This is a genomic window from Streptomyces sp. NPDC102441, assembly GCF_044765585.1.
Taxonomy (GTDB): Bacteria; Actinomycetota; Actinomycetes; order Streptomycetales; family Streptomycetaceae; genus Streptomyces.
The window spans coordinates 1-14,929 of sequence record NZ_JBIWKH010000031.1 but is presented as its reverse complement, the minus strand read 5'-3'; the positions used below and the strand labels follow the sequence as shown (position 1 = coordinate 14,929).

General features: G+C 71.3%; 13 protein-coding genes. 6 read left to right on the top strand and 7 right to left on the bottom strand.

What is annotated here, in order from left to right; translation table 11 throughout:
• Positions 1–173 precede the first annotated feature (173 nt).
• The 5 genes from ACIREO_RS39530 to ACIREO_RS39510 all read left to right on the top strand — a co-directional run bounded on the left by ACIREO_RS39530 (position 174) and on the right by ACIREO_RS39510 (position 5,688).
• Complete coding sequence (locus ACIREO_RS39530; protein ID WP_404119910.1) at positions 174–620, top strand: hypothetical protein; 447 nt, start codon at positions 174–176, stop codon at positions 618–620.
• Positions 621–692: 72 nt separating this feature from the next.
• A complete protein-coding gene (locus ACIREO_RS39525; RefSeq protein WP_404119908.1) occupies positions 693–1,301 on the top strand; it encodes a PadR family transcriptional regulator in 609 nt (202 codons plus the stop codon).
• Positions 1,302–1,413: 112 nt separating this feature from the next.
• Positions 1,414–2,178 carry an ABC transporter ATP-binding protein gene (locus ACIREO_RS39520; RefSeq protein WP_404119962.1) on the top strand — a complete coding sequence of 255 codons (765 nt, stop codon included), beginning with the start codon at positions 1,414–1,416 and terminating at the stop codon, positions 2,176–2,178.
• A complete protein-coding gene (locus ACIREO_RS39515; protein ID WP_404119906.1) occupies positions 2,175–5,036 on the top strand; it encodes an FtsX-like permease family protein in 2,862 nt (953 codons plus the stop codon). Before ACIREO_RS39520 ends, ACIREO_RS39515 begins: the two co-directional genes overlap by 4 nt.
• Before the next feature lie 103 nt (positions 5,037–5,139).
• Complete coding sequence (locus ACIREO_RS39510) at positions 5,140–5,688, top strand: bacterial proteasome activator family protein (RefSeq protein WP_404119905.1); 549 nt, start codon at positions 5,140–5,142, stop codon at positions 5,686–5,688.
• A gap of 117 nt (positions 5,689–5,805) precedes the next feature.
• Here the strand turns inward: ACIREO_RS39510 and ACIREO_RS39505 are convergent, their stop codons facing one another.
• The 7 genes from ACIREO_RS39505 to pdhA form a co-directional block, all read right to left on the bottom strand.
• Positions 5,806–6,792, bottom strand: a complete 987-nt coding sequence (locus tag ACIREO_RS39505) for an NAD(P)H-quinone oxidoreductase (RefSeq protein ID WP_404119902.1) — start codon at positions 6,790–6,792, stop codon at positions 5,806–5,808.
• Between the two features lie 72 nt (positions 6,793–6,864).
• Positions 6,865–8,007, bottom strand: a complete 1,143-nt coding sequence (locus tag ACIREO_RS39500) for a potassium channel family protein (protein ID WP_404119900.1) — start codon at positions 8,005–8,007, stop codon at positions 6,865–6,867.
• Complete coding sequence (locus tag ACIREO_RS39495; RefSeq protein WP_404119897.1) at positions 7,965–9,512, bottom strand: molybdopterin molybdotransferase MoeA; 1,548 nt, start codon at positions 9,510–9,512, stop codon at positions 7,965–7,967. The genes ACIREO_RS39500 and ACIREO_RS39495 overlap by 43 nt, the downstream gene beginning before the upstream one ends.
• Positions 9,509–10,384: an NTP transferase domain-containing protein gene (locus tag ACIREO_RS39490; protein ID WP_404119894.1), complete on the bottom strand. Its 876-nt coding sequence runs from the start codon at positions 10,382–10,384 to the stop codon at positions 9,509–9,511. The genes ACIREO_RS39495 and ACIREO_RS39490 overlap by 4 nt, the downstream gene beginning before the upstream one ends.
• Before the next feature lie 94 nt (positions 10,385–10,478).
• Positions 10,479–11,918, bottom strand: a complete 1,440-nt coding sequence (locus ACIREO_RS39485) for a dihydrolipoamide acetyltransferase family protein (RefSeq protein ID WP_404119891.1) — start codon at positions 11,916–11,918, stop codon at positions 10,479–10,481.
• Complete coding sequence (locus ACIREO_RS39480) at positions 11,918–12,949, bottom strand: alpha-ketoacid dehydrogenase subunit beta (protein ID WP_404119888.1); 1,032 nt, start codon at positions 12,947–12,949, stop codon at positions 11,918–11,920. The genes ACIREO_RS39485 and ACIREO_RS39480 overlap by 1 nt, the downstream gene beginning before the upstream one ends.
• The gene (gene pdhA / locus ACIREO_RS39475; RefSeq protein ID WP_404119886.1) at positions 12,946–14,109 is read right to left on the bottom strand and encodes a pyruvate dehydrogenase (acetyl-transferring) E1 component subunit alpha; all 1,164 of its coding nucleotides are present in this window, start codon (positions 14,107–14,109) and stop codon (positions 12,946–12,948) included. The genes ACIREO_RS39480 and pdhA overlap by 4 nt, the downstream gene beginning before the upstream one ends.
• Before the next feature lie 209 nt (positions 14,110–14,318).
• Here pdhA and ACIREO_RS39470 point away from each other — a divergent pair, with 209 nt between their 5' ends.
• Entirely contained in the window at positions 14,319–14,840 is a 522-nt protein-coding gene (locus ACIREO_RS39470) for an Lrp/AsnC family transcriptional regulator (RefSeq protein WP_404119883.1), read from the top strand.
• Positions 14,841–14,929: the final 89 nt, after the last annotated feature.

The window sequence follows — 14,929 nt, the reverse complement described above, 5'->3', positions numbered from 1 at the left end:
CCGCCTTCTGCCGGGCTCCTGCCGGGACTGGTCCCGCGCGCGGTGGAGGCGCGGCGTCCGGGCGCACCCGGGATGCCGGACATATCCGGCCATGTGACGCTGATCTCATGCCTCCAGGACTCCCGGCTTCACGGTCGTCACGGTGCGTCGCCTGTCTGGTGATAGCCGCTGGGGTGGCACTCGGACCCCCCGCCTGGGCACACGGGGACGACGGAACCGCCGCGTCCGCACGCCCGGGGTACCTGGCTCCGGCCAAGCCCTCGGGCTCCCCTTCGCCGGCCGCCTCCCCGACCGCGAGCTCCTCCGCCGAGGAGTCACCCCTGGCCGGGCGCCAGGCCGGGGAGGGGCGGGCTCGTCCGGGGCGCCCCCTCCCCCCTCCGGAGGCCACGGAATCCGAGACGGCGGAGGACGAGATGCCCCCGGATCCGGATCCCGTGAAGGTGCCGGCGTTCACGCCGCCGCCCGGGGCGTTCCCGGAGCCCGGTGAATCAGCACGGCAGCGCCACGCGCTCGACGAGCCCTCCCTGAAGCAGGTGCGGGACGTGTCACTGGGCATCGGTATCGCCCTGGTCGGGCTGGGGCTGGCTTTTCTGGCCGTTCGCATGCGCCGCCCGAACTGACCCGGCCGACCGGGCCGCACCCCTGGCCAGGGACGCTTGCGTAAAGCAACATACTGGGTATACATACTCAGTATGTCGATCCGCCACGGGCTGCTGGCCCTTCTGGAGCGGGGGCCTCGGTACGGCTCCCAGCTCCGTACCGAATTCGAGTCCCGCACCGGCTCCACCTGGCCGCTGAACGTCGGGCAGGTCTACACGACGCTCAACCGGCTGGAACGCGACGGGATGGTCGCCCAGGACGGTGAGGACGACGCGGGCCACGCGCTCTACTCGATCACCGATGGCGGTCGCACCGAGCTGAGGAACTGGTTCGAGACCCCCGTCGACCGCAGCAGCCCGCCCCGTGACGAGCTGGCGATCAAGCTCGCGATGGCGGTCGGTGCTCCCGGGGTCGACATCCGTGCCGTCATCCAGTCCCAGCGGAGCCACACGCTGAAGGCGATGCAGGACTACACGCGGCTGAAGGCCCAGGCACTCGCCGACGTTCCCTCAGACCGGGACGAGGTCGCCTGGCTGCTCGTGGTGGAGCAGCTGATCTTCCAGGCCGAGGCGGAGGCGCGCTGGCTCGATCACTGCGAGTCCCGCCTCGTGCGCCTCGCCGCCGCCGCCGCGACGGAGCCCGTCGCCCGGCCCGCCACGTCCACGAGCCGTGGGGCCACGCGGCCGTCCGCCCGCCGCTGACCACCGGCCACGAAGGGCCGCTCCGACCACTTTCCGCACACCCTTCTCAGGGTTTTCCGACCACCCGTCTCAGGGTTTTCCGATCACCGTCCTCATGGGGGAACAGCTCACCATGTCCTCGTCCGTCCCCGCCCCGCCCACCGGCCTCTCCGTGGACGCTCCCGTCCTCGAGCTGAGGGCCCTGACCCGCACACACGGCTCCGGCATCGCCACGGTGCACGCCTTGCGAGGCATCAACCTGTCCGTGCACACAGGTGAACTCGTCGCCGTGATGGGCCCCTCAGGCTCCGGCAAGTCCACGCTTCTGACCCTGGCCGGCGGTCTCGACACCGCGAGCAGCGGCCAGGTCGTCATCGAGGGGCAGGACATCTCCGCGCTCGGCCGCAAGGGCATCGCGCGTCTGCGCCGCCGCAGCGTCGGTTATGTCTTCCAGGACTACAACCTGATCCCCGCCCTCACCGCCGCCGAGAACATCGCCCTGCCGCGCGAACTCGACGGCGTCTCCGTACGCAAGGCCCGCAAGGAGGCCATGGCCGCGCTGGAGGAGATGCACCTCGAAGAGGTGGCCGACCGCTTCCCGGACGAGATGTCCGGCGGCCAGCAGCAGCGCGTCGCCATCGCCCGCGCCCTCGTGGGTGACCGCCGCCTCGTGCTCGCAGACGAGCCGACCGGGGCACTCGACTCCGAAACCGGCGAGGCCGTGCTCGCCCTGCTCCGCAACCGCTGCGACCAGGGTGCCGCCGGGGTGATGGTGACGCACGAGCCCAGGTACGCGGCCTGGGCGGACCGGGTGGTCTTCCTCCGGGACGGGTCGATCGTGGACCAGACACTGGCCTCCGGCGCCGAATCCCTGCTCACCGCGGAGGGTGCCCAGTGAGCGTTCTCAGCGGGTGGCGCGCCGCCCTCCGCATCGCCCGGCGCGACGCGCTGCGGGCGAAGGGCCGCAGCGCTCTCGTCGTCTCGATGATCGCTCTGCCGGTCCTCGGTGTGACGGCCGCCGACGTGACGTACCGCAGTTCCACGCCCACCGTCGCCGAGAACCTGACGGCCGAGATGGGTGCGGCGGACGCCGTGTTCAGCTCGGCGGGTATCGGTCCCGTTCCCCTCGAGCAGATGCCCGACGCCAGCACGTGGGGCACTCCTGACGACGAGGCGGAGATCCCGGCCGAGGAGGAGCGCGCGCCCGTGGACGTACGGGGCACGTTCCCGAAGGGTTCGCGGTACCTCTCCGAGCAGCCCGTTCCCGCCGTGGTCACCACGCGGCACGGGGTCGCCAACACCGAGATCGTTGAGCTGCGCACCTCCGATCCGACGGTCCGGGGCAAGCTCGACCTGGTCGACGGGGCGTATCCGCACGGTGAGGGGGAGATCGTCGCGACCGAGTACTTCCTGAAGTCCGCCGGACTCGCGGTCGGCTCGCGCACGACACTGCGCGGACCCGAGCAGACGTACACGATCACCGGCAGCGTCGAGCTGCCGGGCGAACTGGACAAGAGCGCGCTGTACGCGGACCCGGGCGCGGTACTCGCCCCGTGGAAGGCGGCTGCCGACCGTGACAAGAAGATCGCCCCGCCCAGTCCCGGCGACATGAGCTGGCTCGTCCGGGGCCCTGCCGGTGCCGGTATCCCCTGGTCAGACGTGCTCGCGGCCAACAAGAAGGGCGTCGTGGTGATGTCCCGCCAGGTCGCTCTCGATCCGCCCCCGGACTCCGAGGTCCCCCTTCTCGCGCATCAGGACATCTCCTCCGGTGCAGGCTCGTCCCAGCTGAGCACGGCGCTGGTGACCGTGGTCGCCATGGCGGTCCTGGAGATCGTCCTGCTGGCGGGCCCCGCGTTCGCCGTCGGTGCGAGGCGCTCACGCAGGCAGCTCGGCCTCGTCGGCACCTGCGGCGGTGACCGGAGCCAGGTGCGGGCCGTCGTGCTGTCCGGGGGGCTGGTGCTCGGCGCGGTCGGAGCCGTGACCGGTGTCGCCGCCGGGATCGGCCTCACCGTTCTGTTCCGTCCGATGATCGAGGGCTGGAGCGGAAGCCGCTTCGGCGAGCTCGAGATCCGGCCCCAGGAACTGCTGGCGATCGCCGTCATCGGCCTCGTCACCGGCGTCCTGGCGGCTCTGGCACCGGCGATCGTGGCCGGCCGTCAGTCGGTGCTCGAATCGCTCACGGGGCGCCGCGGAACACGCCGGAGCTCCCGCGTCCTTCCCGTCCTGGGCGGGGTGGCGCTCGCAGGCGGCGTGACGGTCGCCGTGTACGGGGGCACGGCCGGCGACACCCAGTTCGTCGCCGGCGGCTCCGTGGCCGCCGAACTCGGGGTGCTCGCCTGCATCCCGGTGATCGTCGGCTTCCTCGGGCGGCTCGGCACCCGGCTGCCGCTCTCCCCTCGTATGGCACTGCGCGACGCGGCACGCAACCGGGGGCGTACGGCTCCGGCAGTCGCCGCCGTCATGGCGGCCGTGGCGGGCACCGTCGCCATCGCCACGTACACCACCAGCGTCATGGCGGAACACGACTACGACCACGTACAACCGCTCACTCCGGGAACAGCGGCGCTCGTGACCTCCGAGCCGACCGGCGTCGGACAGCTGCCCCTGGCCAGGGCGGCCGCGGAGCAGAATCTGGCGGTCAGCGGCGGGCGGGCCGACATGGGGCGGGCCTGGGCCGGCTCCGACTGCTCGGTCTACTACGAGGAGGAGAACGGCTGCGGCACGCTCGAACTGGTCAAGCCCACCGGCAGAAGCCACAGCTGCCCGTTGCAGGGGGAGGGTGCCGAGAAGCTCGCCGAGAACCTCTCCGCCGAGGCGCACAAGAAGCTGATGAGCTCTCCCCCCTGCACCGATGAGTACATGTCCGGCGGCGCCATCTACACGGATGACAGCCACATCGTCGTCGGGGACGCCGCACTGCTCAGGTCGTACGTGAAGCTCGACGACCCGGCGGCCGTCGAAGCTCTGGCAGCCGGTACCCCCGTGCTGCTCAACTCGGCGTACGCGCAGGACGGCCAGGTCACGCTCAAGGCCGTGCACACGTACAACGAGCGCGACAAGGAGAACCGCAAGCTCCATCCGGGCAAGGCCAGGACCACCACGGACCGGCTGAAGGTGTACGTCGCCCCCGCGAAGTACGCCGCGACTCCCGGGATCCGCATGATTCTGCCGCAGCGGACCGCGGACCGGCTCGGACTGCACACCGCGGCCTACGGGACCGTCTACACCGTCACGCATCCGCCGACGGACGCGGAGAGGCAGGCGGTGGCCGCCGCCTTCACCCAGGCCGGGAACGGGGTCTACCTGCAGTCGGAAGACCAGGAGGGGACGAGCGACGAGGAGGTGATCCTGCTGATCCTCGCCCTCTTCGCGGGCATCGTCACCCTGGGCGCGGCCGCCATCACCACCGGTCTCGCCAAGGCCGACGCGGAGGCCGATCTCACCACGCTCAGCGCGGTGGGGGCACCGCCCGGTGTGCGGCGCTCACTCTCCGGATTCCAGTGCGTGGTCGTCGCGCTCACCGGTGTGCTGCTCGGAACGGCCGCGGGCGTCGTGCCCGCGGTGGCCCTTCGCCTGGTCGACCTGCGGGAGGCGATGAAAGCGATGCGTGCGGAGCCCATGGACTCCGCGTACACACCCATCGTGATGCCGTGGGAGACCATCGGGCTGCTGGCCCTGGTCGTTCCGGTGCTGGCGGGGCTGCTGGCCGCCGCGTTCGCCGGGTCGCGCCTCGCCCTGGCGCGGCGCGCTGGGTGAGCGCCTGCCTCTGAGCCGAGGTTCCGGTGCCCCCGAAAAGGGTGATCATCTCTTTCCGGGGGCACCACCATGTGGTCACGCCCGTGTGCGAGACAATGGCGTCATGGAGATGCCGAGGAATGAACGGTCGCAGGAGCACCCCCAAGTCCTCGTAGTGGGACAGGATGGAATGGCCATCGGCGGTGGTGGCGGTGACGACGAGTCGCGCGAGATCCCGGTGACGGAGATGGTCGAGCAGCCCGCGAAGGTCATGCGCATCGGCAGCATGATCAAGCAGCTTCTGGAGGAGGTCAGGGCGGCTCCTCTCGACGAGGCGAGCCGTGTCCGGCTGAAGGAGATCCACGCGAGCTCTGTGAAGGAACTCGAGGACGGACTGGCGCCGGAGCTCGTGGAGGAGCTGGAACGCCTCTCGCTGCCGTTCACCGAGGAGTCCGTCCCTTCCGAAGCCGAGCTGCGGATCGCGCAGGCCCAGCTGGTCGGCTGGCTGGAGGGCCTCTTCCACGGCATCCAGACGGCGCTGTTCGCCCAGCAGATGGCGGCCCGCGCGCAGCTGGAGCAGATGCGCCGGGCCCTCCCGCCGGGCGTCGGCCATGAGGAAGAGGAAGGCGGCGTCGATCCGCACGGACCGGCGCGCTCCGGCCCGTACCTCTGAGGGCCTGAGTCCACCGACCGCGGTACGCATCGGGGCCCGGCACACACGGTGTGTGCCGGGCCCCGGCGTCTGCTCGGGCGTCGGGCCTGCTCGGGGCTCGGGTCCGGTCCGCCCGCGTCAGGCCTTCGGCGCGGCCAGGAGGATCTTGCCGATGTGGCTGCTGGACTCCATCAGCCGGTGGGCCTCCGCCGCGTCCGCCATCGGCATGGTGCGGTCCACGATCGGCCGGACCACGCCGTCGGCGAGCAGCGGCCACACGTGCTCACGTACCGCCGCGATGATCGCGGCCTTCTCCGCGAGCGGCCGTGCGCGGAGCGACGTCGCCGTGACGGCGGCCCGCTTGCTCAGCAGGGCGCTCAGGTTCAGCTCACCCTTGGCACCGCCCTGGAGACCGATGATGGCGAGACGGCCGTTCACAGCGAGGGCCCGCACGTTCCGGTCCAGGTACTTCGCCCCGACGATGTCGAGGATCACGTCCGCTCCCGCACCGTCCGTCGCCTGCCGCAGCTCCTCGACGAAATCCTGCTCGCGGTAGTCGATGAGGATGTCGGCCCCCAGCTCCTGACAGCGCGCCAGCTTCTCGGGGCCTCCGGCCGTCACCGCGACGCGCGCACCGACCGCCTTGGCCAGCTGGATCGCCATCGTGCCGATACCGCTGGACCCGCCGTGGACCAGAAGAGTTTCACCAGGCCGCAGGTGGGCCACCATGAAGACGTTGGACCAGACCGTCGCCGTCACCTCGGGCAGTGCCGACGCCTCGGCCAGGTCCACGCCGTCGGGCACAGGCAGCAACTGGCCGGTCGGCACGGCGACCTTCTCCGCGTATCCGCCGCCCGAAAGCAGTCCGCACACCTCGTCACCCACGGACCACCCGGTCACCCCGGGGCCGAGCGCGGCGATACGGCCGGCACACTCCAGGCCGGGGTAGGGGGAGGCGCCGGGCGGAGGGTTGTAGAAGCCCTGCCGCTGCAGGACATCGGCCCGGTTGACCGCACTGGACACGACCTCGACGAGAACTTCGCCCTCGCCTGGTACGGGATCGGGGACCTCGGCCCATACGAGGGCTTCGGGACCGCCGGGTTCGGGGATCGTGATCGCATACATGGCCGCGAGGCTACTCCGTGCAGAGTCCCTGACGGGGGCGTACGCGTCTGCGCCGCGTCCGGAACCCTGCCCCTAAGGCCACTGATTGGGCGGCTGCGGGTGGTTCATCTGCGGTGTGTGGAGCGGTGAGGCACGCACGATCGTGATCACCCGGTCCGTCAGCTGCAGAGGACTGGCCGCCGGATCGTCGTAACCGAGCAGCCGGTGACCACGCAGGACAGTGACCACCAGGTCGTCGGTCTCGCGGACGCTCTTGCCCACCTCGGCCTTTATCACCGGCCGCTCGACGAGGTCCAGTCCGCTGCCCTGCTGGATGAGGTCCTCCATCACCGTGCCCGCGCTGGGGCTCAGGACTGAAAGACCGAGCAGACGGCCCGCCGCGCTCGCGCTGGTGATCACGGCATCGGCGCCGGACTGCCGTAGCAGCGGCGCGTTCTCCTCCTCGCGGACGGCGGCCACGATCTTCGCCCCCCGGTTGAGCTGACGCGCGGTCAAGGCGACCAGTACGGCTGTGTCATCGCGCTGAGTGGCGATGATGATCTGACGGGCCTTCTGGACCTCGGCACGCAACAGCACGTCGCTGCGCGTGGCATCGCCCAGCACGCCCACGAAACCTTCGGCGTTGGCCGCTTCGATCACCTTGCCGGCCGGGTCGACGATGACGATCTGGTCCTTCTTGAGACCTGTCGCACAGAGCGTCTGGATTGCCGAACGGCCCTTCGTCCCGAAGCCGACGACCACGGTGTGTTCACGCAAGTTGGTTCTCCAACGGTTCAGCCGGAAGTCCTCCCGGGTCCGTTCCGTCAGGACCTCGAGGGTGGTGCCGACCAGGATGATCAGGAAGAGCACGCGCAAGGGTGTCACCAGCACCACGTTGACGAGCCGCGCCGGGTCGCTGTACGGGACGATGTCGCCGTAGCCGGTCGTCGACAGTGTCACCGTCGCGTAGTAGACAGCGTCGAGGAGATCGACCTTGCCGTCGGCGTTGTCGTGGTAGCCGTCCCGGTCGGCCCAGACGATGAAGACCGTGATGGCCAGCACCGTGAGGGCCATCGCCAGCCGCTTGGCCACCTGGCGCAGCGGCCTGTCGACCACCCGCCGTGGCAGAAGCACCCGGGTCGGGACGACATGTTCGTCCGCGCGTCGGGCCATCGCGTCCTGGCCGGGAAGTTTCACGTGAAACACCCTTCCGTCCACGGCGACGCCGAGGCCCACGGTAGATCGAGGATCTCCACCTCGGTGCCGGACCGTACCCCGCCGGGCGGCACCACGGCCAGCCCGTCCGCGGCGGCGATCCCCCGGAGCATGGCGGGGCCGTTGTAATGGAGGGGGACGACGCTGTCGTCGCGATGGACCACGGGGATCAGCCGGGTGTCGTGCGGGTGTCCGTGCACCTCTTCGTGGACGGGCGCGCGGTAGCCGTCCTGGGCGGGCCGCCCCGCGATTCCCCGGAGCAGGGGCTCGGCCAGCGTCAGCAGTCCGGACACAGCGGCGAGGGGGTTGCCCGGCAGACCGACCACGCAGGGGCCGCCGCCATCGGCGAGTTGCGCCAGGAGCATCGGATGACCCGGACGTACGGCCACCCCGTCGACCAGGATATCGGCCCCGATCTCGGACAGGACCGGGTGGACATGGTCCACCGGGCCGGCGGCTGTCCCGCCAGTGGTGAGGATCAGATCGGCATCGGAGGAGACCAGGGCCTGGCGGAGGGCTTCGGCATCGTCACCGAGCCGCCTTGGCTCGGCGACTTCGGCCCCCAGGGCACGGAGCCAGGGGGCGAGCATGGGGCCGAGCGCGTCGCGGATCAGCCCCTCCCTCGGGAGCCCCGCCGTGAGGAGTTCGTCCCCGAGGACGAAGACGTCCACGCGGGGGCGGGGAACGGCGACAAGGGCGTCGTACCCCGCGGCAGCCGCCAGTCCGATGACAGGCGGGGTCACCACGGTTCCCACGGGCAGTAGCTCGTCGCCGGACCGGCATTCCTGGCCCCGGGGCCGGATGTCCTGACCCGGTACGACGTCACGGGCGGCGTACAGCAGTCCCTTGGCCTCGTCACAGCGTGCGTGCTCGCTGCGGATCACGGCGGTGGCATCCGCCGGGAGGCGTGCGCCTGTGGCGATCCGCAGGGCGTGCCCGTCGGGAAGGGGCTCCGTGGATCCGCGCCCGGCGAGCAGCCCGTCCCCTCCCTCCACGAACCAGGGGCCCGGCCCCGCGACGACCCAGCCGTCCATGGCCGAGGTGTCGAACGACGGAAGATCGGTGAGCGCGACAACGGCCTCGGCCAGGACATGCCCGAGCGCCCTGTCCAGGGGGAGCCGGTGGGCGGCCAGGGGGGTGGCGCGGCCGAGGCGGCCAGCCAGAGCCCGCGCTCCGGCCCAGGTGCTGTGGGCCGACGGAGCTCCATGATGGCTGGAGGGGGCCGGGGCCAGGGAGTCCGGATCCGGCTCGCTCGGAGTCGGACCCGCTGGAGTCGGGCCGGTACGCCGGCCCGGGGCCGTCGGCGGCGGCATCGTCGGAGTCGAAGTCGGAGTCGGCATCGTCGGCGTCGGCGTCGGCGTCGGCGTCGGCGAGGGCGTCGGATCCGTCACGCCGGACCGGCCAGTTGCGGGGTGCGGAGCCTGCGGCCGGCGCCCGACGAGAGCCAGTGCCTGCTCGACAGCCCGCTCCTCCTCGGCTGCCCGCTCTTCCTCGGCAGCCCGCGCGTCACGTCCGTGTGGGGTCATGGCGTGCCGGGTCCGCTGCCCGCCGCCGTTTCCTCCTCCCACCGGAGCGCGAGGGCGGTGGCCTTGCGAGAGGCTTCAGCCACCGCTTCGGCTGCGGCCTCCGGGCTCTTGCCACTGCTCGCCAGCGCCGCCGCGTACCCCACCAGGAAGGTGGTCAGCGGCGCGGCGGGCCGGGCCACGCCGTGCGCGGCATCGCGGGCGAGATCCAGCAGGACGCCGGTGTCGACGTCGAGCTCGATGTCCAGTTCGTTCTTGACTGCGGTGATCCATTCGTCCAGCACGGTCCCATGCTCCCTGATCCGCGCCCTGGCGGCAGCAATGTCTTCCCAGGTGTCGCAGTCGAACGAAGCCAGAGGGCCGGCCTGGACCCGGGCCAGATCCAGTTCGGCGGTCAGCAACCGCAGGGGGAGACCGGCGAGGCTGCCGTGCTCGGTGGCGAGAAGGGCGAGTTCACGACGCAGTGGCTCGGCCCGGTAGACCGCGACCAGCGGCTGGTCACGGCCGTCCTGGTCCGTGCACAGGGCGCCTTCGTGAACTCCCGGCTCCGCGGCGGCCAGCAGCGAGCGAACCGTCTCCTCCCCCAGGAACGGCAGATCCGCGGAGAGCACCAGAACGCTCTCCGCGGCCGTGTGCCGTACACCGGCTCCGAGGGCCGCCAAGGGGCCTCCGCCCTCGGGAACTTCACGTGTCCAGGTGACCGGACGCACGGTGGGCCTGCGCCCGCCCACCACCACGGTGGACCCGGCGTCGGCACAAACGGCGAGCACCCGGTCGAGCAGCGCACGGCCACCCACACGGAGCCCTGGCTTGTCGGCCCCTCCGAGGCGCTTCGCAGCCCCTCCGGCAAGAACGATGGCGTCATACGCGGTCATGCCCCGAGTATGGGGGCCGCCCGCCCATGACGGCCCCGGCGGGGACCGAACTCACACGATGCCCGGGCTCCCGGCGGTCCACGGTCCAGCTCCGCTACAGCGCGCGCAGCAGCACCGTGGGCTGTTCCACACAGTCGGCGACGTAGCGCAGGAAGCCGCCGGCCGTGCCGCCGTCGCAGACCCGGTGATCGAAAGTGAGCGAGAGCTGGACGACCTGGCGGACCGCCAGCTCACCCTCGTGCACCCAGGGTTTGGGCACGATCCGGCCGACGCCGAGCATGGCCGCCTCGGGGTGGTTGATGATGGGCGTCGAGCCGTCGACGCCGAACACCCCGTAGTTGTTCAGCGTGAACGTCCCTCCGGTGAGCTGCGCCGGGGTCAGCTTCCCGTCCCGGGCGGCCTCGGTCAGCCGGGCGATCTCCGCCCCGATCGACTCCGTACTACGCGCATGCGCGTCCCGTACGACCGGAACGACCAGGCCTCGCTCCGTCTGGGCGGCGAAGCCCAGATGGACCCCGGGCAGCCGCACGATCTCCCTGGCCTCGGCGTCCACCGTCGAGTTGAGCTCGGGGAACCGCGCCAGAGCTGCCGTGCAGACGCGAGCCAGCAGGGCGAGCACCGACACCTTCGGCCCTGCGGCGGAACCGCCGACGGCGTTCATCGCGGCCCGCGCCGCCATCAGTTCGGTGGCATCGGCATCGACCCAGCATGTGGCATCGGGAATCTCCCGCCTGCTGCGCGACAGCTTCTCGGCCACCGCGCCCCGGACCCCGCGCAGCGCGATCCGCTCGGCCTGTGTGTCCGGCTCCGGACCGGTGACCGGGGGTGCGCCGGCGGCGTTCTCCTCAGCGGCTCTGACAGCGGACTCCACATCGGTACGCAGAATCAGTCCGTCCCGCCCCGTCCCGACGACCTTCCGGAGATCGAGACCGTGCTGCCGCGCCAGCTTCCGGACCAGAGGGGAGATGACGGCGACGGGCCCCTGAGGATCCGCCGCCCCGAGCCCCGGCTCCTTGGCGGCCACCGGGACGGAGGCCTCGACCGGAGCCACCGGGACGGAGGCCTCGACCGGAGCCGGACGCGGTGCCGTGGCGGGAGCAGGCTGTCCTGCCGTTGCGTGCCCCCGCTCCGCGACCGGTGCAGGCCTGACCCGGCGCCTCCGCGCGGCCGGTGCGCCCGTGCCGTAGCCGACCAGCACATTGCCTGACGTCCCGCTCCCGTCGCCGTCGCCGCTCACGCTCCTGGCTCCGTCGGCGGAGGGATCACCGGTAGCCCCCTGACCGTCCACCGACCCGACGGCCACTGTCAGCAGGGGTGCGCCGACCGGAAGCTCCGCGCCCTCCTCACCGAATCGCGCCGTCACCACGCCCCCGTAGGGGCAGGGGACCTCCACCATGGCCTTGGCCGTCTCGACCTCGACGACCGGCTGGTCGACGGCGACGACATCGCCGATCTCCACCAGCCAGCGCACGATCTCGGCCTCGGTCAGGCCCTCGCCCAGGTCCGGCAGCTTGAATTCGAGCACCTGCGCCATCAGCTCTCGGCCTCCCACTGAAGACGGGCGACCGCGTCGAGCACCCGGTCCACGCCCGGCAGATGGTGCCGCTCCTGCATCGGCGGCGGATACGGAATGTCGAACCCCGCGACGCGCAGGACCGGCGCCTCCAGATGGTGGAAGCACCGCTCGGTGATCCGCGCCGCGATCTCACCGCCCGGTCCGCCGAAACCGGACGACTCGTGGACGACCACCGCACGTCCCGTGCGGCGCACCGACGCGGCGACGGTCTCGTCGTCGAAGGGCACCAGCGAGCGCAGGTCGACCACCTCGAGATCCCATCCCTCGGCCGTGGCCGCCTCGGCCGCCTCCAGGCACACCGGGAGGGACGGGCCGTAGGTGATCAGGGTCGCGCTGCGGCCGGGGCGCCGCACCACGGCCCGCCCGATCGGCTCGACCGTGGCCGGCGCGTCCGGCGACCAGTCGGCCTTGGACCAGTAGAGCCTCTTCGGCTCCAGGAAGACCACCGGGTCGTCGGAGGCGATCGACTCCCTCAGCAGCCCGTACGCGTCGTCGACGGTGGCCGGCATGACGACATGCAGGCCGGGTGTCGCCATGTAGTACGCCTCCGAGGAGTCGCTGTGGTGCTCGACCCCGCCGATCCCGCCGCCGTAGGGCACCCGCACCGTGATCGGCAGCGGCATGGCGCCGCCGGTCCGGTTCCGCATCTTGGCGACATGACTGACCAGCTGCTCGAACGCCGGATACGCGAAGGCGTCGAACTGCATCTCCACCACGGGCCGCAGTCCGTACATCGCCATGCCCACGGCCGCGCCGAGGATTCCCGCCTCGGCCAGTGGCGTATCCGTACAGCGGTCGTCGCCGAACTCCTTCGCCAGGCCGTCGGTGACGCGGAAGACGCCTCCGAGCGTGCCGACGTCCTCGCCGAGGACGTGCACCGCCGGGTCCTCAGCCATCGAGTCGCGCAGCGCCCGCCCGAGGGCCTGCGCCATCGTGGCCGGCCTCGCCCTGCCGGTCCGTTCACCGGCCGTCGCGGCAGCGGTGCTCATCGGCCCGCCTCCGCGCCGTTCTCGTCGTGCGCCCCGTGCTCGGCGTCCAGCTCGGTCCGCAGCCGCGCCGCCTGTTCCCGCAGCTGGCCGGTCTGTTGCTCGTAGACATGGGCGAACAGATCCATCGGGTCGAGCACCGGATCGGCGTTCATCTGCTCCCGCAGCCCCTCCGCCATCCGCTCCGCCGCCTCCCGCACCGTCCCGATACCGTCCTCGTCCAGCAGCCCGCGCCCGGTCAGCTCCCGTTCGAGGAGCCTGATCGGATCGTGTGCCCGCCAGGCCTCCACCTCGCTGTCGCCGCGGTAGCGGGTGGCGTCGTCGGCGTTCGTGTGGGCGTCCATGCGATACGTGACCGCCTCGACGAGCGTCGGTCCCTCGCCCCGCCTGGCACGTGCCACCGCCTCGCCCAGCACCTGGTGCATCGCGGCCGCGTCGTTCCCGTCGACCAGGCGTCCTGGCATCCCGTATCCCACGGCCTTGTGGGCCAGGGACGGCGCCGCGGTCTGCTTGGCCAGGGGCACGGAGATGGCGAAGCCGTTGTTCTGTACGAGGAACACCACCGGAGCCCGCCAGACGGCCGCGAAATTCAGTGCCTCGTGGAAATCACCCTCACTCGTCCCGCCGTCGCCGACCATCGCGAGAGCCACCACGTCGTCGCCCTTGAGGCGCGCCGCGTGTGCCAGGCCCACGGCATGCGGCAACTGGGTGGCCAGCGGGGTGCACAACGGGGCGATGCGGTGCTCACGCGGGTCGTATCCGGTGTGCCGGTCCCCCCGCAGCAATGTCAGAGCCTCGGCCGGGTCCAGGCCACGCGCCACTGCGGCGAGCGTGTCGCGATAGCTGGGGAAGAGCCAGTCCCGGTCCTCCAGCACGAGCGCCGCCGCGATCTCGGAGGCCTCCTGACCGGTGCTCGACGGATACACCGCGAGCCTGCCCTGCTTGGTCAGCGCGGTGGCCTGCGCGTTGTACCGACGACCGCGCACCAGCTCGGCGTAGAGCCGCAGCAGCAGGTCGGGGTCGGCGTCGGCCGCGGCGTCCGTGCCGAGCACGCGGTACGGCTCGGGATCCGGGAGCAGCGGCGCGGGATCGGTGAGCGGCTTCCAGGCCGGGGGCGGCGTGGGCCGGTAGGCGGCTGCGCCGGGCAGCTCCTGGACCGTCATGACAAGCACCTCCTGGCATCGAGATATATCGAGGGTGTCGAAATCTGCAGGAATGTCGGGCGTGAGCGGGGCGCGGATGTGGTGTGCCTCACCTACCGATTGTTCGGTCGCGGGGGCAATTTGGCTACAGGCACCTTCAGCCTGTGGACAAACGGTTCTCCACAGCCTGGGATAGAGACAGGTCGTCCACAACAGGGAGGCGCGGGCACATGGCAGCTGAACAAATGGCCGACGGGGCCGGGGCCGCGGACCGCACTCCACCCGCACGGCCGCTGGACTCCATCGACCGCGCCATCCTGCGCATCCTCCAGACGGACGGACGGGCCTCGATACGGGCGGTGGCGGAACGCGTCCACGTCTCGCGGGCCAACGCGTACGCCCGGATCAACAGGCTCGTCGAGGACGGAGTGATCCGTGGATTCAGCGCACGCGTGAATCACGAACGGGCGGGACAGGCCGCCTCCGCCTACATCACGCTCAAGATCGTCCAGAATTCCTGGCGCACCGTGCGTGAACAGCTCCAGGCGCTCCCGGGCGCCACCCACATCGCACTGGTCAGCGGCGACTTCGATGTCCTGCTCCTGGTGCACACCCCGGACAACCAGGCTCTTCGCGAGCTGGTCCTGACCAGGATCCAGGCCATACCCGAGGTGCTGTCCACCCGCACCCTGCTGGTGTTCGAGGAGACCGACCTCGGCCCGCGCCAGGACCGCCCGGCGGAGCTCACCTAGTGATCTGGTTGTGAGTTGCTCTGGCACCACGTGAGTCGTTTTCCGCACCAGTTCACGGGTTTGGGTGCCGCGAGCCGGCTGGCTGCGGT